Below are 24,445 nucleotides of genomic sequence, written 5' to 3'. Positions count from 1 at the left end.
CCCGTGAGGCCGTGCAAACTGTCAGGGTCCCCGGTAACGAAGTCATCACGGAGGAAGCGGCCTGTGCGAATCCATCGAGGCGGCCCCCTGGCCGCCGGTCTCGCGCTGTGCCTCGGCGCGCTCACCGCGTGCAACGACTCCTCCGGCGCCTCCACCGGCGAACCGGCGACCCCGCCCGCGGCGGGCGCGCCGACGACCCCGGCCGGGAAGAGCCCCGCGGCCGCCGAGGACGACGCCTCGCCCCTCGACGGCAAGGTCATCGTCATCGACCCCGGGCACAACGGCGGCAACGCCGACCACCCGTCCGAGATCAACAAGAAGGTCAAGATCGGCAACGGCAGCAAGGCGTGCGACACGACCGGCACCGAGACCAAGGCCGGCTACCCCGAGCACGCCTTCACCTGGGACGTCTCGAACCGGCTCGCCAAACTCCTGCGCGCCCGCGGCGCCAAGGTCACCCTGACCCGCAAGGACGACAAGAGCGTCGGCCCCTGCATCACCGAACGCGCCGCCATCGGCAACAAACTCCACGCCGACGCCGCCATCTCCATCCACGCCGACGGCGCCTCCGCGTCCGGCCACGGCTTCCACATCATCGAGCCGATCTCCATCGGCCGGAACGCCGACATGGTCTCCGGCTCCACCGAACTCGGCAAGGCCCTCCGCGACGCCTACCACAAGGGCACCGGCATCCCGTACTCCAACTACCTCGGCAAGAACGCCATCGACCGCCGCGACGACCTGGGCGGCCTCAACATGTCGACGGTCCCCAAGGTCTTCATCGAGTGCGGCAACATGCAGAACAAGTCCGACGCGGCCAAACTCTCCAGCGCCCCCTTCCGCCAACGCATAGCCGAGTCGCTCGCCAAGGGCTTCCAGCAGTATTTGGACTAGCTGTGTTTGCCCAGGGGGCTGTGTTAGCCCAGGGGGGCGACCCCCCGTTGGCGGCGTAGGCGATCCTCGCTCCTTTGTTGCGGTCTGTGGTGCCTGTGCCGGTGTGTGTCGCTGCGGTCGTCTGGGTCGCCGGGCATGCCCGCTGCGGGTGTTGAGTGCTTTCGGCGGGTCTGGCCGTGGTGGTTGCTTCGGGTGGTGCTGTGGCTCGGGTCTGGGTCGAGGGTGTGTGAAATGGGCTCGTCTGAGAGGCGGTCGGGTCGGTTGCGGGAGGATTGAGGGGTGAGTCGGATGCGGCGGGTGCGGGAGTTGTTGGTTGCGGGCGGGTACACCGTTGCCGGGGTGCGGGAGTTGTTGGGGGACGTTGCCGGTGGGGCGTTGGCTCGGGATGAGGTCGTGCCGGCGTTGCGGGCCACTCGGGGCGGGTCGCCGCTTGAGGTGCTGACTCGGTTGTTCTGGTTGCAGGTGCCCGTGCCGGTCGATGGCATGGCGGACGAGTTGGTGGCGGCCGGGCTCGTCGAGGTGTCCGGTGGGGAGATGCGGGCGCTTCTGCGGGTTGAGCCGTTGGAGGACGTCGGTGGGCAGGGGCATGCCGGATACGTCGTGTCCGATCTCAAGGTGCGGCCCGGGATGGGGCGGCTTCCCGGTGAAGATCATGTGGTGGGGGCGGGCGGGGCGTCCGGGAATCTTGCGCGGCTGGTTGTCCACAGGGGTGTGGATAACTTGCTCGATCTCGGGACCGGGTGCGGGGTGCAGGCGATCCATGCAGCCGGCCGGAATCCCGGGGCGAGCGTCACGGCTACGGACGTCAATCCGCGGGCACTGGAGTTGGCCGCGATGAGTTTCGCGCTCTCCGGTGTGGAGGGCGCGGAGCTGTTGCGGGGGTCGTTGCTGGAGCCGGTTCGGGGACGGCGGTTCGATCTGATCGTGTCGAATCCGCCGTTCGTGGTGGCGCCGGAGGAAGGGCCTCGGTTCACCTACCGGGAGTCCGGGATGGCGGGAGACGACTTCTGCCGGAGGCTCGTCGGGCAGGCGTCGCAGTATCTGCGTGAGGGCGGATATTGCCAGCTCCTGGCCAATTGGCTGCATATCGACGGGGTTCCCTGGGAGGAGCGCGTCGGCGGCTGGGTGGACGGGTGCGACGCGTGGATCGTGCAGCGGGACGTCCAGGATCCGGCGGAGTACGCCGAGTTGTGGCTGCGGGATTCGTGCGAAGCCGGGACGCCCGAGTACCGGGCGCGGTACGACGCGTGGCTCGACTACTTCGAGCGGCGGGGCGCCGTGGGCGTCGGGTTCGGGTGGATCACCTTGCGGCGGAGCGAGCGGCCCGTGGTCCGGGTCGAGGAGTTGCGGCACGCCGTCGAGGAGCCCGTCGGCGCCTACGTCGAGGACGTCATGGACGGGTTGAAGAAGGGGGCAGAGTTTTCCACAAGCTGTGGAAAAGTGCTTGCGGCGGCGCCCGGGCTCGTGCAGGAGCAGATCGGTCCGCCCGGCGCCGAGGACCCGGAGCGGATCGTCCTGCGGCAGACGGGGCGGCTGCGCCGCGCGGCCGGGGTCGGGACGGTGGAGGCGGGCCTCGCCGGGGTCTGCGACGGCACCCTGCCGCTCGATCCGCTGCTCGACGCGATCGCCCGGCTGACGGGTGCGGACGCCGAGCAGGTGCGGGCGCACGCGGACGCCGTCCTGCCGGAGCTGATCGCGGACGGCTTCTTCATCTAGTGCGGACGACCGTCGCCATCGACGCGCCCAGGTCGCGGTGGCGCGCGATCAGCACGGAGAAGCCGATCGCCAGGTAGACGCCCGACAGGACGAGGCGGGCGGTCTCGCTCGGCAGGACGAACTGCACCGCGAACAGCGCGAACAGCACCGCCGCCTCCCACCGCTTGAAGACCAGGTCGATGAGGAACGCCAGGCCGAGGACGGTCTGCGCGGCGGTCAGCAGCACCTCCTCGGTCTGCCGGGAGTCCAGCGGCAGGGCCCAGTCGCCGCCGCCGACCCGGTAGGCGAGCGGCAGCGTGCCGATCAGCAGCGTCCACTGGTTGACCTTGCTGGACAGCAGCGTCCCGATCGCGTCGGCGTCCCGGAGCCGCCACGCGAACATCGCGGCGACGAGCAGCTCCGGCGCCTCCGACGCGAGCGGCGCCAGCCACTGCACGAGGAGGAACTCGTCGATGCCGATGGCCTGGCCCGCCTCCACCAGGGCGTCCGCGAACGGGCTCGCCGACGCCAGCACGATGACCGCGCCGAGCGCGAACCCGAGCGCCGTCATGAGGCGCCGCCGCCGTTTCGGCAGCCTCACCAGGCGGGCGGGGACGCCGGCGAACTCCTCGACGTCCTCCTGGCGGTCCCGGGAGATCCGCACGATGTAGAGGGCGTAGAGCGCGATCAGGACGACGGAGATGTACCACCCGATCTCGGCGGCCAGCGCGGGGATGAAGCCGAGGACGGCGGCGAGCGCGAGGAAGCCCAGCTCGATGCGGTGCAGCGGGGTCAGCCGCACCTCCCGCCGGCCGGTCCGGCGCGCCGCGTGCCTGCCCCGCCCGCCGCCGGCGCGCCCGGAGACGCGGCGGACGCCGAGCGCGAACGCCAGCGCCACCAGCGCCCAGCCGACCCCGACGAGCAGCCGGTTCGCGCCCGTCATGTTCGCGGCCGCGTAGCCGGCGTATTGGGGTCTGGTCCCGGCGGCGTAGGCGTAGTAGAGGTCGACGGCGTACTCGGGCAGCACCGCGATGAGCGCGAGCAGCGCGAGCGCGAGCGCCCCCGACATGTCGGCGCGCGCGGTCTCCACCGCCCACATGAGCAGGATCGCCGCCGCCAGGACGCCGAAGCCGAAGACGGCCATGGCGGCGACCGCGGGCGGCTCGAACCCGCCGGCCCGCGTCACGATCGCGGGGAGCGCGAGCAGCAGCGCCAGCGCGATCCGGACGAGCAGCGTCCTGCGGGGGATCGACTCGCCGGCCATACGTGCACCGTGCCCCGCACGCCCGGCCCGATGCGGCCGGGGAGGGCAACCAACCGGCAAAGCCGCCGCGTCAGCGGCGGGCCTCGTCCAGGGTGCGGAAGGTGCTCTCGCGGAGGCGCCGGGAGAGCGCGCGGTTGACGCGGTGCGCCCAGAGCGGGCCGCCGTAGATCATGCCGGTGTAGCCCTGGACGAGGGAGGCCCCGGCGCGGATGCGCTCCCACACGTCGTCGGCGGTCTCGACGCCGCCGACCGAGACCAGCGTGAGCCGCCCGCCGGTGCGGGCGCGCAGCCGCCGCAGGACCTCCAGGGACCGCTCCTTCAGCGGCGCGCCGGACAGCCCGCCGGTCTCCTTGACGAGGGCGGGCGGGCTGAGCAGCGCGTCCCGGCCGACGGTGGTGTTGGTCGCGATGATGCCGTCCAGGCCGAGGTCGAGGGCGAGGTCGGCGACCGCGTCGACGTCGTCGTCCGCCAGGTCCGGCGCGATCTTGACCAGCAGCGGGACGCGGCGCGGCGACACCCGGTCGGCGGCCTCACGGACGGCCGTCAGCAGCGGCCGGAGATGCTCGACGGCCTGGAGGTCGCGCAGGCCGGGCGTGTTCGGCGAGCTGACGTTGACGACCAGGTAGTCGGCGTAGGGGGCGAGCCGCTCGGTGCTCGACACGTAGTCGGCGGCGGCCGACGCCTCCGGGACGACCTTCGTCTTGCCGATGTTCACGCCGACGATGGTCCCGGCGCGGCGGCCGCGCAGCCGGCGGGCGGCGGCCGCGGAGCCCTCGTTGTTGAAGCCCATCCGGTTGATGAGCGCCCGGTCGAGCGGGAGCCGGAACAGCCGGGGGCGCGGGTTGCCGGGCTGCGGACGCCCGGTCACCGTCCCGACCTCGACGTGGCCGAACCCGAACGCGCCGAGCGCCTCGTAGGCGACGGCGTCCTTGTCGAACCCGGCGGCGAGCCCGAGCGGGCTCGGGAAGTCCAGCCCGAGCGCGTGCACGGCGAGCCCCGGGTCGCGGGGCGCGAGCAGCCGGCGCAGCAGCGGCGCCAGCCCCGGCACGGACTGGATCCCGCGCAGCGCCCGCAACGTCAGGTGGTGCGCGGTCTCCGCCGGGACGCGGGAGATGACCAGTGAGAACAGGAGTCGATACATCACCGCGAGTATCTCAGGCCGCCCCCGGCGAAAACCCGTTGAGGACCCCCGAGGCGGTGCCTAGCCTGGCCCGCATGCTGATCGATCTCGCCGCCACCATGTGGCGGCCCACCCCGAAGCGCGTGTACCGCGAGCGTTTCCCGGCCGGGTCCGGCCGGGACGCGATGCGCGCCTGAGCTGCACGCTCCCGTGCGGCCGGACCTGGGTGCAGGCGACCGAGCACACCCAGCCGAACGGGAGAACACCATGTCCAAGGGCCGCGGCCGACGGGAAGTGTCCAGCGTGGGCGGTCAGCGCAGGAAGCTGTCGCGCGGCGAGCTGCGCGGCGGGCGGGCGCAGTCCCGCGGCGCCGCCGGCGACCCGGCCGCCCAGAAGAAGGAGCTGCTCAGGAGGATGCGCGAACGCGCCGAGCAGCGCGCCGGCACCGAACGCGGCGAATAGCGCCGAGGCCGCGCCGGCCCCCTCGGGGCGGGCGCGGCCTTTCACCGTCCGCGGAAGGCGCGGCGGAGGGTGAGGCGCACGTCCCGGCTCGCCTGCCGCATCGTCCGGCGGGCGGCGGCGAGCGGTTCGCGCACCGACACCCGCCACAGGTCCCGCAGCGGACGCAGCACGCTCGCCCGCACCCAGCGGGCCGGGGCGACGATCACGACCCGGACGGGGACGACGACGAGCGTCCGCCAGAGCCACCGCAGGACGCGGGACGCGAGCCGCCACGCACCGGCGACGCCCGCGGCCACCGGGGCCAGGACGTACCGCCACAAAGCCCGTGCCGGGATGACGAACAGCACGCGTCCCAGCCATCCGAAGACCCGCCCGAGCAGCCGCCATGACCAGACCAGCCCGGCCGCGAGGGCGCCGATGAACGCGGCGAGGACGGTCAGGCCGCCGCGTCCCAGCCAGGCGAGCGCGAGCAGCGGCGGGCGCAGGACGTACCGCCACACCAGCACGGCCGGGACGACCACGAGAACGCCGATCAGGAGCACGATCCCGCGCCAGGAGGCGGACAGCAGCCACGCCAGCCCCCGCCCCAGCGCCCGCAGGGGACGGAGCAGGACGAACTCCAGCATCCGGCCGATGGGAACCAGCAGCGCACGGTAGAGCCATCGGCCGACCCATCTCGCGCCGCGTCCGAACAGGCGCAGGAGCCCCAGGATCACTACGACGGCGAGCCAGCGCAGCGGCCGCAGGACGAGCAGGTTCAGCAGCGCGCCGATTCCGCGCCCGACCGCCGCGATCAGCCGGCCGAGCGGTGCGAGCAGCCATCGGTGGACCGCGAGCCCGGCGGCGCGCAGCATCCGCCCGATGAACCGGGCGAGCCGCCCCTGCGCGCGCATCAGCCGCAGCCAGCCCGCCCGCACGCCCCGCCCGATCGCCACCAGCAGGTCGTGGACGAGGCGCAGCGGCAGCACCACGATCAGCGCGATGACCCGGGCCGGGACCACGATCCAGGCCGGGCCGGGCCGCTCCGGAACCGGCTGCTTGCTCAGGTCGATCGTGCCGCCCGCAGGCTCGTCCCCGGTCACCGCTGCCTTCCTCGCCGGTCCTCGCCCCGCTTGGACCCGCCGCACCGGCGTCCGGTTCCCGGGCTTGAACCCTTCCGCGCGGCTCACCGTACTCCTCGTCGATCCGGCAGAGCGGTGCGGCAGCTCGACCTGGATCGACGTACGGGACCGGAACCGGAGACCGGGCCCTGACGACCTGGAGGACAGATGAAATTCCCACGCTGGGCGATCCCCGTCGTGGCCGCCTTCGCCGCGACGGGACTCGTGCTGAGCGCCTGCGGGCAGGAGCGGCCCGGGGCGAAGCAGAACACCGCCGCGGGCGCGAAGCCGCCGGCCGCGCCGGCCGCCGACGTGCCCGCCGCCGCACCGACCGCGCTGGAGGTCGCCAGCGTCTCGAAGCTGGGCCGGGTCGTCACGGACGGGAACGGCATGACGCTGTACCGGTTCGACAACGACACCGCGCGCCCGCCCGCGTCCACCTGCGTCGACGCGTGCGCCAAGGCGTGGCCGCCCGCGGTCGCCGGCACGGGGGAGACCAAGGTCGAGGGGGTGCGGCAGTCGCTGGTCGGCAAGGTGAAGCGGCCGGACGGGACGTGGCAGGTCACGCTCGGCGGCTGGCCGCTGTACCGCTTCGCCAAGGACCAGAGCCCCGGCGACGTGAAGGGCCAGGGCGTGGGCGGCACCTGGTACGCCGCGGCCCCGACGGGCAAGAAGGCCGTCCCGGTCAAGCAGGCGACCGACAAGCGCTGGAAGGGCTGGACGGTCATCAAGGCGAAGAACGACCCGGAACTCGGCCTGATCTTGACCGACGGCAATGGCCGGACCCTCTACCGCTTCGACAAGGACACCGACAAGCCGCCGACGACCAATTGCTTCGGCAAGTGCAAGAAGGCGTGGCCGCCGGCCGTCTTCAAGGGCTGGAAGAAACTCAAGCTCGAAGGCGTCAGCCGAAAAGTCGTCAACTTCATCGAGCGCAAGGACGACGGCAAGTGCCAGCTCACCGTCAACGGCTGGCCCATGTACTACTACGCCGAGGACCGGCAGCCCGGTGACACGAACGGCCAGGGCGTCGGCGGGGTCTGGTGGGCGACCACCCCGACCGGCAAGAAGGCCGCCGGCGCGAACACCGGCACCGGCACGGGAACCGGCACCGGCACCGGTGGCGGCTACGGCACGGGCGGCGGCTACTAGCCGCCCCCGCACAGGCGAAGGCGCGGAGGCATCGCGGGTCGGTCGGGGTCCGCGAACCCTCCGCGCCTTCTTCATGCGCTCCACGAGCGCCGCGGAGACAACGGAGAAGCAGCCGTCCGGAGAGTTCGCCGCCCGATTCCGGGATCGAATGGGGCCGCCGTGAAATGGGCGGCCTCTGGGGCTGATGTTGTCCGTACCTTTGCTTTTTCGTATCTCGACAGCTTTCGGGTGCGGTGTTCGAATGGAGGTCCGTTCCCGCCGGGGGTGCGGCCCGCGGAAGTGCTCGCAGCCTGGTGGGAGGCTTCGGGAGGCCCGCATGGTCGAGCGACTCGGACGAGTGGAGGCGGACGCGCCGGGACGTGCTCGGCGGCGGGGCAGGGCGACCGGGCGGCACGGGCCGCCGAGGCGCGCCGGGGCGGCGGTCGCGGCGGCGGTGCTCGCCGGCGGGCTCGCCGGGTGCGGGGGCGGCGGCGGGACGCCCAAGCTCACCTGGTACATCAACCCCGACAACGGCGGCCAGGCGGCCATCGCGAAGTCGTGCACCGACGCCGCGGGCGGCAAGTACCGGATCGAGACGGCCCTGCTGCCGAGCGACGCGACGCAGCAGCGCGAGCAGCTGATCAGGCGGCTCGCGGCCAAGGACTCCGGGCTCGACCTGATGAGCCTCGACCCGGTGTTCGTGCCGGAGGCCGCCAACGCCGGGTTCCTGCGCCCGTTCACCCCGAGTGAGGCCGCGCCCCTGACGGATGGCGTGTTCCAGACGGCGGTGCAGAGCTCGACGTGGGAGGGCAAGCTCTACGCGGCGCCGTTCTGGGCCAACACCCAGCTGCTCTGGTACCGCAAGTCGGTGGCGCAGAAGGCGGGGATCGACCCCACCGCGCCCGACTTCACCTGGGACCAGCTGATCGACGCGGCCATCCGCACCAACACCACGATCGGCGTCCAGGGCAACCGGTACGAGGGCTACATGGTGTGGATCAACTCGCTGATCGCGTCCGCCGGCGGCCGGATCATCAGCGACGCCGAGAAGGGCGACGAGGCCACCATCGACATCGACTCGCCGGCCGGCAAGGAGGCCGCGGCGATCATCTCGAAGCTGGCCCGGTCGTCGGCGGCGAGCCCGACGCTGTCCACCGACATCGAGGAGCAGTCCCGCGCGACGATCAACGGGCCGCGGGGCGGGTTCCTGCTCAACTGGGGCTATGTGTGGCGGGCCGAGAAGGGCGACGCCGAGGCGGGCGCCATCGACAAGAGCATCGTCGGCGACCTCGGCTGGGCCAGGTACCCGCGGGTGAACCCGCAGCAGGAGAGCAAGCCGCCGTTCGGCGGCATCGAGATCGGGATCGGCGCGTACGGCAAGCACCGCGACGACCTCGCGGTGGAGGCCGTCCGCTGCATCACCTCGCCGGCGAACATGAAGCGGTACATGCTCGACGAGGGCAACGTCGCCGCCCGCCCGGCGATCTTCGACGACCCGGACGTCCTCAAGGAGTTCCCGATGGCCCCGCTCATGCGGGACTCCATCGCCGCCGCGGCGCCGCGCCCGGCCACGCCGTACTACGCGGACGTGTCCGGCGCCATCCAGAACCGGTGGCACCCGCCGGCGTCGGTGAACCCGGCGACCACGCCGCGGAGGTCCGCCGAATTCGTCCGCGAGGTCCTGCAAGGCAAGGCCCTGCTCTAACGGAGGTGTTCGGATGACGTCCGCAGACACGGCGCTGAAGCGTCCCGCCGGTGCCCCCGCCCAGGCGGAGATCTCCGACCGCAGCCGGGCCGAGCGCAGGCTGGGGCTGCTGCTGTCGGCGCCCGCCGTGGTGGTGATGCTGCTGGTCACCGCCTACCCGCTGATCAACGCGGTCTACCAGTCGCTGTTCAGCTACCGGATCACCGCGCCGGACGACCGGCGCTTCGTCGGCCTCGCCAACTACGGGACGGCGCTGTCGGACCCGCTGTTCTGGCAGACGGTCCTCACCACCCTGATCATCACGGTGGTGACGGTCGGCGTGGAGCTGGTCATCGGCTTCGCGCTGGCCATGGTGATGCACCGCGCGGTGTTCGGCAGGAGGACGGTGCGGACCGCGATCCTGCTGCCCTACGGCATCGTCACGGTCATCTCGGCGTTCGCGTGGAAGTACGCCTTCGACGTGCAGTCGGGGTTCGTGAACTCGTGGTTCGGCCTCGGCGACTACTCCTGGTTCTCCGACCGCTGGTCGGCGCTGTTCGTGATCGTCCTGTCGGAGATCTGGAAGACGACGCCGTTCGTGTCGCTGCTGCTGCTCGCCGGGCTGGCGCAGGTGCCGCGCGACCTCGGCGAGGCCGCCACGGTGGACGGCGCGACGGCGTGGCAGCGGCTGAAGCGGGTCACGATCCCGAACATGAAGGCCGCCATCCTCGTCGCGGTGCTCTTCCGGACGCTGGACGCGTGGCGGATCTTCGACAACGTCTTCATCATGACGTCCGGCCAGGAGAAGACGCAGGTGCTGTCGTTCCTGACCTACCAGCAGATCATCACCCGGACGGAGCTCGGCCTCGGCAACGCGGTCGGGGTGCTGCTGTTCCTGTCGGTGGTGCTGATCGCGGCCGTGTTCATCAAGGGGTTCCGGGTGGACCTGTCCCAAGTGCGAGGTGACCGCTGATGGAGTCGACGCGTTCGAAGTCGCTGTGGATCGTCGCCTCGGTGCTCATCCTGGTGTGGACGGCGTTCCCGATCCTGTGGATCGTGATGCTGTCGTTCAAGACGCCCAGCGAGATCGGCAACGTCCAGGGGTTCTTCCCGCAGGACTGGACGTGGGACAACTACGAGACGGTCTTCAAGACCGACCTGTTCACCTCGGCGCTGATCAACTCGATCGGCATCTCGCTGATCGCCACGTTCATCGGGGTGGTGTTCGCGACGCTCGTCGCCTACGCGATCGCCCGGCTGGAGTTCCCCGGCAAGAAGATCATCCTGTCGTTCGCGCTGGCCATCGCGATGTTCCCGGTGGTGTCGCTGGTCGGGCCGCTGTTCGACCTGTGGCGCAACGTCGGCCTGTACGACACCTGGCCGGGCCTGATCATCCCGTACATCTCGTTCGCGCTGCCGCTCGCGATCTGGACGCTGTCGGCGTTCTTCCGCGAGATTCCGTGGGAGATGGAGCAGGCCGCGCAGGTGGACGGCGCCACGACCTGGCAGGCGTTCCGCAAAGTGATCGTCCCACTGGCGGCGCCCGGCGTGTTCACCGCGGCGATCCTGACGTTCTTCTTCTGCTGGAACGACTTCGTCTTCGGCATCTCGCTGACGTCCACCGACAACGCCCGGCCGGTTCCGGCGGCGCTGGCGTTCTTCACCGGCGAGTCGTTCTTCGAGCAGCCGACCACCGCGATCTGTGCCGCCGCCGTGGTGGTCACGGTCCCGGTCGTGATCATCGTCCTGGCGTTCCAGCGCCGCATCGTGGCCGGGCTGACGTCCGGCGCCGTCAAGGGCTGAGGGGTATCGATGGCCGCCATCACCATGAAGAACATCGTCAAGCGGTACGGCGACGGGTTCCCGGCCGTGAACGACGTGTCGCTGGACATCCGGGACGGCGAGTTCATGATCCTCGTCGGGCCGTCCGGCTGCGGGAAGTCCACGCTGCTGCGGATGATCGTCGGGCTGGAGGACATCACGTCCGGCGAGATCCGCATCGGCGACAGGGTCGTCAACAAGGTCGCGCCGCGCGAGCGGAACCTGTCGATGGTGTTCCAGAACTACGCGCTGTACCCGCACCTCACGGTGTTCGAGAACATCGCGTTCCCGCTGCGCCTCGCGAAGGTGCCGGACGACGAGGTGCAGCGCCGCGTCAAGGAGACCGCCGAGCTGCTGGAGCTGACCGAGCACCTGGACCGCAAGCCGGCGAACCTGTCCGGCGGCCAGCGGCAGCGCGTCGCGATGGGGCGGGCGATCGTCCGGCAGGCCGACGCGTTCCTGTTCGACGAGCCGCTGTCGAACCTGGACGCGAAGCTGCGCGGGCAGATGCGCACCGAGATCTCGCGGCTGCAGCGGCGCCTCGGCGTCACGACCGTCTACGTCACGCACGATCAGACGGAGGCGATGACGCTCGGCGACCGCGTCGCGGTGCTGCGCAAGGGCGTCCTGCAGCAGGTCGGGAGCCCGCGCGAGCTGTACGAGGAGCCCGTCAACCTGTTCGTGGCGGGCTTCATCGGGTCGCCGTCGATGAACTTCCTCCCGGCGTCGGTGGACGGCGGGTTCCTGGACACCCCGCTGGGGCGCTTCGAGCTGCGCGACTCCCGCAAGGCCGCCGCGATCGGCGACCGCTCGGTGGTGCTGGTGGGCATCCGCCCCGAGCACTTCGAGGACGCCTCGCTGGTCAGTGAGGAGAAGAAGGCGAAGGGGAGCATCGTCCGGGTCCGGGTGGACGTCACCGAATGGCTGGGGAACGAGCTGTACGCGTACGTCCCCTACGAGGCGCCGGAGGAGCTCGCCGCTCAGCTGCGGGACCTGTCCCGCGAACTCGACAGCGACCAGCTCCGCACGCAGGCCGTCGTCGCGCTGGACGCCTCCAGCCTCATCTCGCCCGGCCGCGAGGCCGAGCTGTGGATCGACACCTCGCGGGTGCACATCTTCGACCCGGCGTCCGGCGAGAACCTCACCCGCGACGAGGAGCGCGTCGAGCAGCTCAGCAGGATGGCCGAGGAGTCGCGCGCGGCGCAGCGCGAGGCCCAGCGCGAGCCCGCGGGCTGATGCACTTCGTGTTCACCCCGCCCGGCGGGTCGGCGGCGGGCCTGCTGGACCTGCCGTGGACGGTGCCGCTGGAGGACTGGGACGACGAGCGGCTCGTGGAGATCCGGCAGCGCGGCCTCTCCCGGCACACGGTCCGCTTCGTCGCCGAGGGCGGGGTCGTGTACGCGCTGAAGGAACTGGACGCGCGGCTGGCGCGCCGCGAGTACCGGCTGCTGCGGCGCCTCCGCTCGCTCGGCCTGCCCGCCGTCGAGGTCATCGGCGTGGTGGTCGACCGCCCCGATCTCGACGCCGTTCTCGTCACCCGGTTCCTGGACTACTCCTCGTCCTACCGCTCGCTGTTCGCCAACGCCCGCTACGGGCATCCGACCGACCGGCTGCTGGACGCGCTCGTGGAACTGCTGGTCCGGCTGCATCTGGCGGGGTTCATGTGGGGCGACTGCTCGCTGTCGAACGTCCTGTTCCGGATGGACGCGGGAGCGTTCGCCGCGTACCTGGTGGACGCCGAGACCGCCGAACTGCACCCGTCCCTCACCGAGGGGCAGCGGGACTACGACATCTCCCTGGCCCGCGAGCGGATCGCGGGGGAGCTGTTCGACCTGGCCGCCGCGGGCACCCTCCCGGCGACGGTCGACCCGATCGCGGTCGCCGACGACACCGTCCGCCGGTACCGGGCGCTGTGGGACGAACTCACCCGCGAGGAGATCCTTTCCCCCGCCGACCAGCGCCACCGCATCGGCGAACGGCTCCGCCGCATCAACTCCCTCGGCTTCGACGTCGACGAGGTCGAGCTGGTGGACGCCGGGCCGTCCGGTGCGCGGCTCCGCGTCCGCACCCGGGTGGCCGAGCCCGGCCACCACCGCCGCCTCCTCATGGCCCGCACCGGGCTGGACGCCCAGGAGAACCAGGCCCGCCGCCTGCTCAACGACATCGCCGCCTTCCGGGGGTATCTCGAACGCGTCCGCGGCGGGCCCGTCCCCGAGGTCGTCGCGGCGAACCAGTGGCTGGCCGAGGTGTACGAACCCGTCATCAACTCCATCCCGCCCGACCTCCGGGGCCGGCTGGACGACGTCGAGCTGTTCCACGAGGTGCTCGAACACCGCTGGTTCCTGTCGGAGAAGTCCGGCCGCGACGTCGGAACGTCGGTCGCCGCGCAGGACTACTTCGCCTCCGTGCTGCCCGCCGTCCCGGAGGACCTGACCGAGACCGGCCGACCCCCTGACAGGACGAGTTGATCGTTTCTGGCACGATCAACGACATGTATGAGCGTTTCGCCCACGAGTATGCGGTCCACGCCGAGCAGAGCGCCTACAACGCCCTCTACGACCGTCCCGCCGTGCTCGGCCTCGCCGGCGACGTGGCCGGGCTGTCGGTCTTCGACGCCGCCTGCGGTCCCGGCCTCTACGCCGCTGAGCTGCTCGAACGCGAGGCGCGCGTGATGGGCTGCGATGCGAGCCCCACCTTCGTCGAGATGGCGCGGGCGCGCACCGGGGGCCGCGCCGACCTGCGCGTCCACGACCTGTCGGAGCCGCTGGCCTGGGTTCCGGACGGCTCGTGCGACCTGGTCCTCCTCGCCCTGGCGCTGCACTACATCGACGACCGCGTGGCGCTGCTGTCAGAATTCCGGCGGATCCTGACTCCCGGCGGCGCGATCGTCCTGTCCACAGAGCACCCGACCATGGACTGGGTGCGCCTGGGCGGCTCCTACTTCACGCAGGAACCCGTCGAGGAGTCCCTGAGCCCCGACCGGGACTGGCCGATCCGGGCCTGGCGCCGCCCGCTGACGTCGATCTGCGCCGAGTTCCGCGCGGCCGGCTTCCTCATCGAGGAGCTGCTGGAGCCGCGTCCCGTCCCCGAGATGGCCGACCGCTACCCCGAGGACCACGCCGCGCTGGAGGCGCTCCCCGCGTTCATCGCCTTCCGGCTGGTGCCCGCCCCGGCGCGGTAGGGCCGGTCAACCACCGCACCCGCACGTACGGCCTGTCCAGCGGCAGCCGGTACAAGGCGCTTCATCTCCGCCAGGCGATCAGGACGCCTCGACGATCCGCCACCGGCCCACGTCGCGGTAGTCGGAGTCGTAGATGACCGACTCGTCGCCGTCCTTCAGCTCGTAATGCCGGACGTTGCCGGCCCAGTACCGCAGAATCCGCCCCAGCTCCTTCGCGGGGTCTTCGGCGACGGCGCCCTCGCTCATCTCGACCTCAAGCACGAACTTCACGCTCCCACCTCCACCATCAAGTGTTTCATTGAACTTGCTAGTGAAGGTTCGGTCGCGATCACTGCAGGAAGACCGCCTTGCCGGCTTGGCCGACCATCAAACGCTCTTCACCCGATGACGGCAATCGAGTGGCCGCCGGCTCGACATCGTCCGGGAACTGGCCGACGGCGCCGCCGGCGAGTAGCCGGGCCGCCCTCAGGCGAGCTTCTTCACCAGGAGTTCGAACTCCAGGTCGTCCCGCTTGGGGAGGCCGAAGCGCTCGTCGCCGTAGGGGAACGGGGACTTCTGGCCGGTGCGGGCGTAGCCGCGGCGGACGTACCAGGCGATCAGGTCCTCGCGGACGCTGATCACCGTCATGTGCATCTCCTTGGCGCCCCATTCGTCGCGCGCCACCCGTTCCGCCTCGGCGAGGACCTTCTTGCCGAGGCCGCCGCCCTGGCGGCGCGGGTCCACGGCGAACATGCCGAAGTAGGCGTGGCCGCCGCGGTCCTCCAGCTGGCAGCAGGCGACCAGGGCGCCGCCGTCCTCGGCGATCAGCATGCGGCTTCCGGGGCCGCTCACCGCCTCCGCGACCATGTCCGGGTCGGTGCGCTGCCCGTCGAGGATGTCGGCCTCGGTCGTCCATCCGGCGCGGCTGGAGTCGCCGCGGTAGGACGCCTGGACGAGCTCGACCAGCGCCGGGACGTCGGCGGGCGTCGCGGCGCGGAAGGTGGGGTTCGCATCGCTCACGAACCGGACTTTAGCGCCGGGCCGGCGGTGCTCCGGCTTGCGGGGATAATCCTGGATGTCTAGTATCCAGGATTGTGCGGATGAGCGAGGGGGTCGAGTGGGCGATCCACAGCTGCCTGAACCTGACCTGGCTGGAGCCGGGCGAGGCCGTGACGGCGGCCAGGATGGCGGCGTACTACTCCCTGCCCGCGGCGTACATGAACAAGCAGCTGCAGGCGCTCGCCCGCGCCGGGATCCTCACGTCCACCCCCGGCCCGCGCGGCGGGTTCCGGCTCGCGCGCGCCCCGGAGGACATCACGCTGATGGACGTGGTGACCGCGATCGAAGGGCCGGAGGAGGCGTTCCGCTGCGAGGAGATCCTGCGGCACGGCCCCGGTGAGCACGAGGGGGTCGACTACCGCCGGGGGTGCTACGTCTCGCAGGCCATGCGGCGGGCGGAGCTCGCCTGGCGCAGGGAGCTGGCCGGGCAGACCATCGCCGACCTCCGGGACACCGTGGAGCGCCGCCGGCCGTCCGTGCCCGGCGAAACCCGCGCCTGGTTCGCGAACCTGCGCACCTGATCAGGACCGGCCCCGGTAAGGCGTTCGGTCGGCGACTAATTCTGGACATGAGATGTCCGAGAAGGGGAACATCCATGCAGGCACGAATGAACGTCGTGAAGCCCGCCGCGGACGGGTACAAGGCCATGCTCGCGCTGGAGTCGTACATCAACGGCAGCGGCGTCCCCCAGAGCACCCTTGAGCTGGTCAGGCTCCGCGTCAGCCAGATCAACGGCTGCGCGTTCTGCGTGAACATGCACGCCGGCGACGCCAAGAAGGCGGGCGAGACCGACGAGCGGCTCTGGTCGGTGGCGGCCTGGCGCGAGGCCCCCTTCTACACCGACGAGGAGCGGGCGGCGCTCGCGCTGGCCGAGGCGGCCACGCGGATCGCCGACGACCCGGCCGGCGTCCCGGACGACGTCTGGAACGACGCCGCCGGCCACTACGACGAGAAGACCCTCGCCGGCCTGGTCATGGCGATCGCGGCGATCAACGCGTGGAACCGCATCAACGTCACCGTCCGCAACCCCGCCGCCTCCTCCTCCTGACCGCCGTCCGCGAGGGCTACTGGTCGACGCGGCAGTCCGGGCCGATCGGGCGCGTGATCGACCAGTGGCGGTGGAAGTGGCACTTCGACATCTTCCAGCGGCCGTCCTCGATGACGTACTCGTCGTCGTACTCGCCGGCGGTCACGGTCTCGGTGCGGTCGACCAGGTTGACCTGCCGGAACTTCAGCGTCCAGCGACCGGACGCGGCCGTCTCGCCGTGGACGGTGATGTCCGGGTGCATCGCGTGGTGCATGTCGAGAACGGCGTACCCGCCGTCGATCTTCTGGAGTGCGATCCGTGCGAAGACCTCGGCTATGCCGTCGGCGTCGTCGAAGGCGCCGAGCCGGCCGTAGTCGATCGAGGCGCCGGAGGCGATGAAGCAGGCCCGGAACTCCTCGGGGTCCTTGGCGTCGCACGCGCGCAGGTAGCGGTGCTTGAGGGCCTTGATGTCCTCGATGGCCTCCAGCCGGGCGATGCGCGCGGCGATGTCGGGGCTCGCCATGGTCGCCGACTCTCGTCCGCGGCGGGCGCGCCGTCCAGCGGTGTCCCGGTGACCGGGAGCGAGGAGGATCGCGGCGGGGCGGACGCCCAGGATCGTCGGTATGAGCCTTGGCGAAGGGAACGTCCGGCATCGCATGGTGGACGTCGGCGGCATCGCCCTTCATGCGGCCGAGCAGGGCGACGGGCTTCCGGTGGTGATGTGCCACGGGTTCCCGGGGCTCTGGTACAGCTGGCGGCATCAGCTGCCGGTGCTGGCGGCGGCCGGGTACCGGGCGATCGCGGTCGACATGCGCGGCTACGGGCGAAGCGGTCGTCCGTCCTCGCCGGGCGAGTACGACCGGAGCCGCACGGTCGCCGACATGGTCGGTCTCCTGGACGCTCTCGGCATCGAGGAGGCCGTCTTCGCCGGACACGACTTCGGGGCCGCTCTCGTCTGGGACCTGCCCCAATGGGCCCCTGGACGGGTCAAGGCGCTGATGCAGCTGAGCGTGCCGCGCATGCCCGTCTCTAGGCGTCCGCCCACCGAGATCTACGCGCGGATGGCCGAGCAGCACTTCGTCCATGTGCACTACTTCCAGGAGCAGGGGCCGGCCGACGAGGAACTGGGAGCGGCGCCGGAGCGCTTCCTGGCGAACGTGTTCTGGGCGCTCAGCGGCGGATACCGGTACCTCGACATCTGGCGGCACCCCAGCGAAGGCAACGGATACCTCGATGTGCTGCCGGAGGCCCCGCCCCTCCCCTGGCCGTGGCTGACGCAGGACGAGTTCGCCTACTACGTCGACGAATTCCGCAGGACGGGCTTCACCGGCGGCCTCAACTGGTACCGCGCCTACGACTACGTCTGGAACGAGAAGCAGAGCCGACCGGACGAGCCCGTAACCGTCCCGACGATGTTCCTCGTGGGCGAGCGCGACCCCGTCCTCCAGATGATGGGGCCGGACGCGCTGAAGCAGATGGAGGAACTCGTGCCCGGCCTACGCGAAGTCCACATCGTCCAACGGGCGGGGCATTTCGTGCAGATGGAGGCGGCCGGCGAGGTCAACGAGGCGATGCTCGCGTTCCTCGCCGGGCTCACGTAGGACGCGCCAGCAGGATCTCCAGGGTGCGTTCGTACAGGCCGGAGTCGCTCTCGCCCGGGATCAGGTAGCCGCCGACCCACGAGCGCAGCATCAGCAGCGCCCGCAGCCGCGCGTCCTCGGCGCCGAACCCGAGATCCTCCAGGCAGCCGGCGATGTGCCCGAGCAGCGCCCGGTCCGCGTGCCGCACCGCCTCCTCCGCCGCGGGCTCGTGCTGCGCCCACAGCCGCATCGCCCGGTCGATCGGCGCGACCTCGCGGCCCAGCGCCTGGATGCGGTGCAGCCGCTCGCGCGGGTCGGCGGTGCTGCCGAGGGACAGGCCCCACACCTCGTCCGTCCGCTCGTGCGCCCACCGGTCGAGCAGCGCCCGCATCAGCTCCGGACGGTCCGTGAAATGCCAGTAGAAGCTGCCCTTCGTGACGCCGAGCCGGGCGGCGAGCGCGTTGATCGTCACACCGCGCTCGCCGGCCCGCGCCAGCTCCTGGTAGGCGGCCTCGATCCAGTCGCGCCGCGACACCCTCGCCTTCGCCGGCCTCGCCCTGGCCGTCATGCCCCCGGCCGCCGTCCGTCAGACGAGGACGACCGGGCCGGGGTCGAGGCCCAGCCCGATCCTGCCGTAGAGGGCATAGGCCGCGTCCGGATCGAACACCACATGCCCGGAGATCGTATTCACGTCGCGCTGCGCCCGCTGGAAGGGGGAGGAGGTGAACTGGGCGCTCGCGCCGGCGGCGGAGCACAGCTCGTTCACGACCCGCCGGGCGGTCGCGACCACGTGCGCCGCGACGAGCCGGGCCCGCGCCCGGTCCGTCATGCCGAGGGACCGGCCCGACGCCACGTCCCGCAGCGCGTCCTCCAGCAGGAGGCGGGCGGCGGCCAGATCCGCGGTCGCCTCCGCGAACCGGATCTGCCCGCTCATCAGGTCGCGCTGCCGCTGACCGCTGTAGGCCATCACGCGGGTCGCCATCCGCTCGGTGAACCGCGCCAGCACCCCCTCCGCCGCGCCGAGCACGGGCGCCGCGCCGGTCAGCGCGAACACCGGCACCAGCGGCGTCCGGTAGAGCGGCCCCGGGTGGACGCCCGCACCGGGCGACCGCCCCTCGGTCAGCGCCGGCATCGGCACCGACCGGTGCGCGGGGACGAACACGCCCGGCACCTCGATGTCGTTGCTGCCGGTGCCTCGCATGCCGCTGGTGTGCCACACGTCGTGGACGGTGACGTCCTCCCGCGGCAGCAGGAACAGCCTCGGCTCGATCGCGTCGCCCACGGTGACCAGCGCCATGACCATCACGTGGTCGGCGTGCATGATCCCGCTTCCCCACGACCAGCGCCCGGTGACGGTGTGGCCGCCGTCCGCGGGCTCCGCGGTGCCGGACGGCGACAGGACGCACGGGATCAGCGCGTACGGCCGCTCCGCCCACACCTCGGCCTGCGCCTGCTCCGGGAACAGCCCGACCATCCAGTTGTGCAGCGTGTAGATCACCGACAGCCACCCGGTCGACGCGCAGGCCGCGCCCGCCTCCCGGCACGCCGCCGCCATCGCCTCGAAGCCCAGTTCGGGCCCGCCGAACTTCGCCGGGACCAGCATGCCGAACAGCCCGGCCGCGGCGAGGTCCTCGATGGTCTCGTCGGGCAGCCGCCGCGCCGCCTCCGCCGCCGCGGCGCGCTCGCCCAGCACCGGCGCCAGCTCCCGGACGCGCCGCACGATCTCGCTTCCATACTCCATAGTACGGAAACCATACCTTGAAGTATGTTGGCGCGGTAGAGCCGCCTTCCGTCAGCGGCGGGACGTAGCGTTGACCTGACCGGCGTCTTGGAGGTGTCGCATGACCTCTTCCCCCGTGGAAGACCTCGCCGCGCTGCTGGCGGTGACCGGCGGCCTGGTGGCCGGCGTCCGCCCCGGCCAGTGGGACGGCCCGACCCCTTGCACCGACTGGAACGTGCGGCAGCTGGTCGACCACTTCGTCATCGGCGACCGCCTGTTCGCGACCATCCTCCGCGGGGAGGCGCCCCCGCCGCCGAGCGCTCTCGACCCGAAGGCCACCGACGTTCTCGGCGACGACCCGGTGAAGGCCCAGCGCACGGCCGCGCAGGACCTCCTCGCGGCGCTCTCCGGACCGGGCGTGCTGGAGCAGATCCACCAGATCCCGATCGGCCCGGTACCGGGCGCCGGGGCGGCGTACATACGCGCCACCGAAGCGGTCGTCCACGGCTGGGACCTCGCCCAGGCCACCGGTCAGGAACCCCGCTTCCCGGACGACCTCGTCCAGCAGGTGCTGGACTTCACCCGCGCCAAGCTCGCCGACATCCCGCCGGACCGCACCCCATTCGGCCCGCCGCAACCGGCCCCCGACGACGCGCCGCCCCTCACCCGGCTGGTCGCCCTGCTGGGCCGCTCCGTCCAAGAACAGAACGGCTGAGCCCGCCGGCGGTCTGATCTCAGCGAGCGGCGGGCTCGAAGAGTTCTACGAGGTTGCCGGCCGGGTCGGTGAGCAGGATCTGCCGCCCGCCGGGGCCGGAGACCACGTCGCCCTGGAAGGCCACGCCCTCGGTGCGCAGGCGGGCGATCTCGGCGTCGAGGTCGTCGACGATGAGGTGGATGCGGTTGCGTCCGGCCGTGGCGGGCTCGGGGGTGGCGCGGGCGCCCGAGCTGGCCGGGCCGGACAGCAGCAGCCGCAGGGGGCCGCGCACCACGTCCGCGAAGGCGGGCGCCGGGTCGGTCCGCAGCGTGAAACCGAGATGGGCGGTGTAGAAGTCGACGGCCGCCGGGACGTCGTCGACGAGGTAGCGGACGCTTGCGAGCCGGTCGTTCGTCGTCATCGCCGAGCCTCTCGTGATGGGCGGGTGAGCCGCGGGAGCAGGTACCGGACGCGGGTGTCGATCTCCGCCGCCGTCCGGGCGAAGGCGGCGCCTCCGGCCGCGGCCGGGTCGGGGATGCTCCAGTGGACGCGCCGGGAATGGCCGCCGAAGTCCGGGCAGACCTCGCGGACCTTGTCGCACAGGGTGATCACGTAGTCGAACCGGCGGCCGTCCAGCGTGTCCAGGTGCCGCGGCCGCCGGTGGGAGATGTCGATGCCGTAGCCGTCCTTCAGCACCCGCACCGCTTCGGGGTGCATCCGCTGCTTCGGAAGGCTTCCGGCGCTGGCCACCTCGATGCGGCCGCCGCCGCGCCGGGCCAGCAGGGCCTCGGCGATCGGGGAACGGGCGCTGTTGCCGGTGCAGGCGAACAGTACGGACGTCCGGGGAGCCGAGGCGGCCGCCGGCGCGGGTCGGTCGTCGCCGAGTGCGGGGTGCAGGGCGGCCCCGGCCGCGGCGAGCGCGTGCGCGCAGCGCTCCAGGTCGAGGTGGTAGTAGCTGTCGCGCCCGTCGAAACTGCTGCGCCGCGCCGTGACGAGCCCGCCTCCGCGCAACTGCCGCAGGTGGTAGGAGACCAGGTTCTGCGGCTCTCCGGTCAGGTCCACCAGTTCGCGGACCCGGTAGTCGCTCGCGGCCAGCTCGCTCAGCAGCCGCCACCGCAGCGGGTGGGCGGCCAGCCGGACGAACGCCGGGGCGGCTTGCTCGGAGACTCCCACGGGGTCAGAATACATCAAAGCAGTTTGATGCATATGGCCCGTGGAGGATCGATGGAGCTCCCGTCCCGGCCGGACGGCGGGTCCGACCGGCTGGCGCGCCGGCTGGGCACCGGGGACGCGGTGATCATCGGGCTGGGCTCGATGATCGGGGCCGGGGTGTTCGCCGCGTTCGGCCCCGCCGCCCGCGCGGCCGGCACGGGCCTGCTCGTCGGCCTGGCCGTGGCGGCGGTCATCGCGTACTGCAACGCGGTGGCGTCCGCGCAGCTCGCGGCCGTCTACCCGACCTCGGGCGGCACCTACGTGTACGGGCGGGAGCGGCTCGGCCCCCGGTGGGGGTTCGCGGCCGGATGGGGGTTCGTGGTCGGCAAGACCGCGTCGTGCGCGGCGATGGCGCTGACCTTCGCGTCCTACGCGGTTCCCGGCCCGTGGTGGGCGCGGCGGGCCGTCGCGGTGGCCGCGGTCGCGGGCCTGACCGCGCTCAACTACCGCGGCGTGACCAAGACCGCGCTGGCGACCCGCGTGCTGGTCGCGACCAGCCTGACCGCCCTCGCCGCCGTGGTGGCCGGGATCGCGGCGGGCGGCGGCGCGAGCACGGCGAACCTGACCGGTTCGGGTATCGGCGGCGCCTACGGCATCCTCCAGTCCGCCGGGCTGCTGTTCTTCGCGTTCGCCGGTTATGCGCGCATCGCGACACTGGGGGAGGAGGTTCGCGATCCGCGGCGCGTCATCCCGCGCGCCATACCGATCGCCCTGTTCATCGCGGTTGCCGTCTACCTGGCCGTGGGTGCGGCCGCCCTGCTGGCCGCCGGCCCGGACCGCCTCGCCACCGCCGCCGCGCCGCTGGCCACCGCGGTCGAGACCGCCGGTGCGGGGGGCCTGGCCCCCGTGGTGCGGATCGGCGCGGCGCTCGCCGCGCTCGGCGCGCTGCTGTCCCTGATCGCCGGCGTCGGCCGCACCACGCTGGCGATGGCCCGCAACCGCGATCTGCCGGGCCGGCTGGCCGCCGTCCACCCTCGCCACCGGGTGCCGCACCGCGCCGAGATCGCCGTCGCCGCCGCCGTCGGCGTGCTGGCCGCCACCGTCGACCTGCGCGGCGTGATCGGCTTCTCCTCCTTCGGTGTGCTGGTCTACTACGCCATCGCGAACGCCTCGGCCTTCACCCAGCCCGCCCGCGACCGGCGCTGGCCGCGCGCTCTGAACCTGCTCGGCGCCGCCGGCTGCCTGGTGCTCGTGGCCACGCTGCCCTGGCAGTCCGTGCTGGCCGGGGCCGGCGTGTTCGCGGTCGGCCTCATCGGACGGGAGGCCGTCCTGTCCCGGCGCGGCCGGCCCGGCGCCGCGGGCCGGCCGTGACCGCGCGGGACCCGGCCGGTCAGGCGGGGCGCGCGGCAGCCGCTTGAAGCGCCGCGCGGAGATGCCTCTCTCTGCCGGCATGGTCCATTCGCCCGGTCGGCATTGCTCGAATATGAAAGGCCACTTGGAAGCGGATCGTGTCCATCCGCGCGCGGGATGCGACGAATGCGGCCGCGTCCAGTGTGATGACCGAATGTGGTCTAATTCGGCTGGCGAGAACCGGTGGGCGTCGCTATGATCATCCAGCTTTGTCGCAAAACTTCAGAGGGATGTTATGAATATCGACTTCAGTGCCGACGCCACATTCTCGTGGTACGTCGTGTTCCTGCTGGTGTCCGGCATCGCCATGCTCGTCATGGCGGCCATCGGCGGCGGCCAGAGCGCGGGCGAAAGGCTGCTCAACCTCGCGTTCGGCGTGGGCTTCCTCGGCTACGCCGTGTACCTGGGGTTCATCTTCGAGGGCGGTGAGTACTTCATGTTCTTCTACGCCTTCATTCTGCCGGTGCTCATGCTCTTCCGGTTCGTGAAGGCGATGTTCGGCGAACGCCAGAGCGCCTGACCCGAAGCCTTCGGCGCGGCCGCGGGAGCAGACAATCCTCCCGTGGCCGCCCGGCCATTCAAACTGTCCCAACGGCCAGTTAGTGGCTTTTCCTGGAAACCGCTCCCGCGCATAAGGACGTCGGCGCCCGGTGAGTCCGCGGCGCCGAATATCTCCATTCCCGTGGCTGTCCCGGATCCGGGAGGCGCGCGGCATCGCGCCGGTTCCGACGCATCCGGGGTTCGCGGTGCTCTGGTGGCCGCCGGGGTTCTCCGGCAAGATGCGGATCACCCCCGCCTGCTACGGACCCGGGAGAACTCATGGACGTGGTCATCGTCCTGCTGCTGGTCGCCGTGTCGCTGGGCGGGCTCGTCCTGGTCTACCAGCGCGGCGGCTCGGTCAAGCGTGCGTTCAAGAAGACGCCCCCTTCAACGGTCGCGGACGCCGCCTCCCCGGGGACGTGCCGGTTGTCCGGGCGCGCCGTGGCGGTGGGCACCGCCCCGGTGAGCGAGGCCAGCGGACGTTCCTATCTGGCCCGCGAGCTGGCGATCGTCCCGAGCTCGGACGGGTCGGACGGGACGCACCGGTTCGGGCAGGCGGTCGACTTCCTGCTGGACGACGGCACCGGCGTCGCGCTGGTCAGGGGAGCGGGCGGGCGCGTCGCGGTGGCGCGCGACTACGAGGCGCCGGTGACGACGCTCGACAAGGTCCCCTGGGTGGACGAGCTGCTGCGCGCGGGCGGCTACCGCAACGGTTCCCCGACGACCTGCCGGATCCGCCTGTACGAGGGCGTCATCGAAGCCGGCGGCCAAGTCGGCGTCCTGGGCCGGGCCGAGCCGCCGGACGCCGAAGCCCGCCGGCTGGGCGCGACCCTGGTCATCCGGGGCACGGACTCCGTCCCGCTGATGATCCGCCCCGAACCCCGGACGCCCTGACCGCCGCCGGCGGCGCCCGACGAAAAATCAGATGGGCT

Annotated in this window: 27 protein-coding genes; 17 read left to right on the top strand and 10 right to left on the bottom strand. The window is 71.9% G+C overall.

Annotation, left to right across the window (positions count from 1 at the left end):
* The first annotated feature begins 63 nt into the window (after positions 1-63).
* On the top strand, positions 64-894 hold the full coding sequence (locus ABTW95_RS21465) for an N-acetylmuramoyl-L-alanine amidase (protein WP_500227186.1): 831 nt from the start codon (positions 64-66) through the stop codon (positions 892-894).
* A 288-nt stretch (positions 895-1,182) separates the two neighbouring features.
* Positions 1,183-2,610, top strand: coding sequence for a DUF7059 domain-containing protein (locus ABTW95_RS21460; protein ID WP_500227185.1), 1,428 nt, complete (start codon positions 1,183-1,185; stop codon positions 2,608-2,610).
* Here the strand turns inward: ABTW95_RS21460 and ABTW95_RS21455 are convergent.
* Entirely contained in the window at positions 2,603-3,853 is a 1,251-nt protein-coding gene (locus ABTW95_RS21455; RefSeq protein ID WP_500227184.1) for a calcium:cation antiporter family protein, read from the bottom strand. The two genes, ABTW95_RS21460 and ABTW95_RS21455, sit on opposite strands and share 8 nt — an antisense overlap.
* 70 nt (positions 3,854-3,923) lie before the next feature.
* The gene (locus tag ABTW95_RS21450; RefSeq protein ID WP_396445477.1) at positions 3,924-4,994 is read right to left on the bottom strand and encodes a quinone-dependent dihydroorotate dehydrogenase; all 1,071 of its coding nucleotides are present in this window, start codon (positions 4,992-4,994) and stop codon (positions 3,924-3,926) included.
* A gap of 282 nt (positions 4,995-5,276) precedes the next feature.
* Here ABTW95_RS21450 and ABTW95_RS21445 point away from each other — a divergent pair, with 282 nt between their 5' ends.
* Positions 5,277-5,435, top strand: coding sequence for a DUF6243 family protein (locus ABTW95_RS21445; protein WP_396445478.1), 159 nt, complete (start codon positions 5,277-5,279; stop codon positions 5,433-5,435).
* A 41-nt stretch (positions 5,436-5,476) separates the two neighbouring features.
* Here the strand turns inward: ABTW95_RS21445 and ABTW95_RS21440 are convergent, their stop codons facing one another.
* Entirely contained in the window at positions 5,477-6,517 is a 1,041-nt protein-coding gene (locus tag ABTW95_RS21440; RefSeq protein ID WP_500227183.1) for a hypothetical protein, read from the bottom strand.
* Positions 6,518-6,703: 186 nt separating this feature from the next.
* On the opposite strand from ABTW95_RS21440, the gene ABTW95_RS21435 reads away from it, so the two are divergent.
* From ABTW95_RS21435 to ABTW95_RS21405, 7 genes are all read left to right on the top strand, one after another.
* On the top strand, positions 6,704-7,687 hold the full coding sequence (locus ABTW95_RS21435; RefSeq protein WP_500227182.1) for a hypothetical protein: 984 nt from the start codon (positions 6,704-6,706) through the stop codon (positions 7,685-7,687).
* Between the two features lie 316 nt (positions 7,688-8,003).
* On the top strand, positions 8,004-9,371 hold the full coding sequence (locus ABTW95_RS21430; protein ID WP_396445481.1) for an extracellular solute-binding protein: 1,368 nt from the start codon (positions 8,004-8,006) through the stop codon (positions 9,369-9,371).
* Positions 9,372-9,384: 13 nt separating this feature from the next.
* Positions 9,385-10,323 carry a carbohydrate ABC transporter permease gene (locus ABTW95_RS21425; RefSeq protein ID WP_396445482.1) on the top strand — a complete coding sequence of 313 codons (939 nt, stop codon included), beginning with the start codon at positions 9,385-9,387 and terminating at the stop codon, positions 10,321-10,323.
* Positions 10,323-11,153: a carbohydrate ABC transporter permease gene (locus tag ABTW95_RS21420; RefSeq protein WP_396445483.1), complete on the top strand. Its 831-nt coding sequence runs from the start codon at positions 10,323-10,325 to the stop codon at positions 11,151-11,153. The genes ABTW95_RS21425 and ABTW95_RS21420 overlap by 1 nt, the downstream gene beginning before the upstream one ends.
* 9 nt (positions 11,154-11,162) lie before the next feature.
* A complete protein-coding gene (locus tag ABTW95_RS21415) occupies positions 11,163-12,407 on the top strand; it encodes an ABC transporter ATP-binding protein (RefSeq protein ID WP_396445484.1) in 1,245 nt (414 codons plus the stop codon).
* Entirely contained in the window at positions 12,407-13,639 is a 1,233-nt protein-coding gene (locus tag ABTW95_RS21410) for a DUF4032 domain-containing protein (RefSeq protein ID WP_396445485.1), read from the top strand. Before ABTW95_RS21415 ends, ABTW95_RS21410 begins: the two co-directional genes overlap by 1 nt.
* 23 nt (positions 13,640-13,662) lie before the next feature.
* Positions 13,663-14,352 carry a class I SAM-dependent methyltransferase gene (locus tag ABTW95_RS21405; RefSeq protein WP_500227181.1) on the top strand — a complete coding sequence of 230 codons (690 nt, stop codon included), beginning with the start codon at positions 13,663-13,665 and terminating at the stop codon, positions 14,350-14,352.
* 78 nt (positions 14,353-14,430) lie between these two features.
* On the opposite strand, the gene ABTW95_RS21400 is transcribed toward ABTW95_RS21405, so the two are convergent.
* Complete coding sequence (locus ABTW95_RS21400; protein ID WP_396445487.1) at positions 14,431-14,622, bottom strand: hypothetical protein; 192 nt, start codon at positions 14,620-14,622, stop codon at positions 14,431-14,433.
* A gap of 195 nt (positions 14,623-14,817) precedes the next feature.
* Positions 14,818-15,351, bottom strand: a complete 534-nt coding sequence (locus ABTW95_RS21395; protein ID WP_396445488.1) for a GNAT family N-acetyltransferase — start codon at positions 15,349-15,351, stop codon at positions 14,818-14,820.
* Between the two features lie 80 nt (positions 15,352-15,431).
* Between ABTW95_RS21395 and ABTW95_RS21390 the strand changes: the two genes are divergently transcribed.
* Together ABTW95_RS21390 and ABTW95_RS21385 are read left to right on the top strand one after the other, a co-directional pair.
* On the top strand, positions 15,432-15,911 hold the full coding sequence (locus ABTW95_RS21390; RefSeq protein ID WP_396445489.1) for an RrF2 family transcriptional regulator: 480 nt from the start codon (positions 15,432-15,434) through the stop codon (positions 15,909-15,911).
* A gap of 74 nt (positions 15,912-15,985) precedes the next feature.
* Positions 15,986-16,438, top strand: coding sequence for a carboxymuconolactone decarboxylase family protein (locus ABTW95_RS21385; RefSeq protein ID WP_500227180.1), 453 nt, complete (start codon positions 15,986-15,988; stop codon positions 16,436-16,438).
* Between the two features lie 16 nt (positions 16,439-16,454).
* Here ABTW95_RS21385 and ABTW95_RS21380 read toward each other — a convergent pair whose 3' ends face one another.
* On the bottom strand, positions 16,455-16,940 hold the full coding sequence (locus tag ABTW95_RS21380) for a nuclear transport factor 2 family protein (RefSeq protein WP_500227179.1): 486 nt from the start codon (positions 16,938-16,940) through the stop codon (positions 16,455-16,457).
* Positions 16,941-17,040: 100 nt separating this feature from the next.
* On the opposite strand from ABTW95_RS21380, the gene ABTW95_RS21375 reads away from it, so the two are divergent.
* Complete coding sequence (locus ABTW95_RS21375) at positions 17,041-18,018, top strand: alpha/beta fold hydrolase (RefSeq protein ID WP_500227178.1); 978 nt, start codon at positions 17,041-17,043, stop codon at positions 18,016-18,018.
* On the opposite strand, the gene ABTW95_RS21370 is transcribed toward ABTW95_RS21375, so the two are convergent.
* Together ABTW95_RS21370 and ABTW95_RS21365 are read right to left on the bottom strand one after the other, a co-directional pair.
* Positions 18,011-18,565 (bottom strand): TetR/AcrR family transcriptional regulator, encoded by a 555-nt coding sequence (locus tag ABTW95_RS21370; protein WP_500227177.1) that lies wholly within the window; start codon positions 18,563-18,565, stop codon positions 18,011-18,013. The genes ABTW95_RS21375 and ABTW95_RS21370 overlap by 8 nt on opposite strands.
* A gap of 18 nt (positions 18,566-18,583) precedes the next feature.
* Complete coding sequence (locus ABTW95_RS21365; RefSeq protein WP_396445494.1) at positions 18,584-19,738, bottom strand: acyl-CoA dehydrogenase family protein; 1,155 nt, start codon at positions 19,736-19,738, stop codon at positions 18,584-18,586.
* Positions 19,739-19,838: 100 nt separating this feature from the next.
* Between ABTW95_RS21365 and ABTW95_RS21360 the strand changes: the two genes are divergently transcribed.
* Positions 19,839-20,432: a TIGR03086 family metal-binding protein gene (locus ABTW95_RS21360; RefSeq protein WP_500227176.1), complete on the top strand. Its 594-nt coding sequence runs from the start codon at positions 19,839-19,841 to the stop codon at positions 20,430-20,432.
* A gap of 19 nt (positions 20,433-20,451) precedes the next feature.
* Here the strand turns inward: ABTW95_RS21360 and ABTW95_RS21355 are convergent, their stop codons facing one another.
* Entirely contained in the window at positions 20,452-20,832 is a 381-nt protein-coding gene (locus ABTW95_RS21355) for a VOC family protein (RefSeq protein ID WP_396445496.1), read from the bottom strand.
* Positions 20,829-21,584 carry an arsenate reductase/protein-tyrosine-phosphatase family protein gene (locus ABTW95_RS21350; protein ID WP_500227175.1) on the bottom strand — a complete coding sequence of 252 codons (756 nt, stop codon included), beginning with the start codon at positions 21,582-21,584 and terminating at the stop codon, positions 20,829-20,831. The genes ABTW95_RS21355 and ABTW95_RS21350 overlap by 4 nt, the downstream gene beginning before the upstream one ends.
* 51 nt (positions 21,585-21,635) lie before the next feature.
* On the opposite strand from ABTW95_RS21350, the gene ABTW95_RS21345 reads away from it, so the two are divergent.
* The 3 genes from ABTW95_RS21345 (at position 21,636) to ABTW95_RS21335 (ending at position 24,407) form a co-directional block, all read left to right on the top strand.
* On the top strand, positions 21,636-22,934 hold the full coding sequence (locus tag ABTW95_RS21345) for an APC family permease (RefSeq protein ID WP_500227174.1): 1,299 nt from the start codon (positions 21,636-21,638) through the stop codon (positions 22,932-22,934).
* Positions 22,935-23,208: 274 nt separating this feature from the next.
* On the top strand, positions 23,209-23,493 hold the full coding sequence (locus ABTW95_RS21340; protein WP_396445499.1) for a hypothetical protein: 285 nt from the start codon (positions 23,209-23,211) through the stop codon (positions 23,491-23,493).
* Between the two features lie 299 nt (positions 23,494-23,792).
* Positions 23,793-24,407, top strand: coding sequence for a hypothetical protein (locus tag ABTW95_RS21335; protein ID WP_396445500.1), 615 nt, complete (start codon positions 23,793-23,795; stop codon positions 24,405-24,407).
* The last annotated feature ends 38 nt before the right edge of the window (positions 24,408-24,445 follow it).

This window comes from Spirillospora sp. NPDC127506, assembly GCF_040302145.1.
Taxonomy (GTDB): domain Bacteria; phylum Actinomycetota; class Actinomycetes; order Streptosporangiales; family Streptosporangiaceae; genus Spirillospora.
The sequence above is the reverse complement of the archived record's forward strand: the minus strand, read 5'-3'. Positions and strand labels throughout refer to the sequence as shown.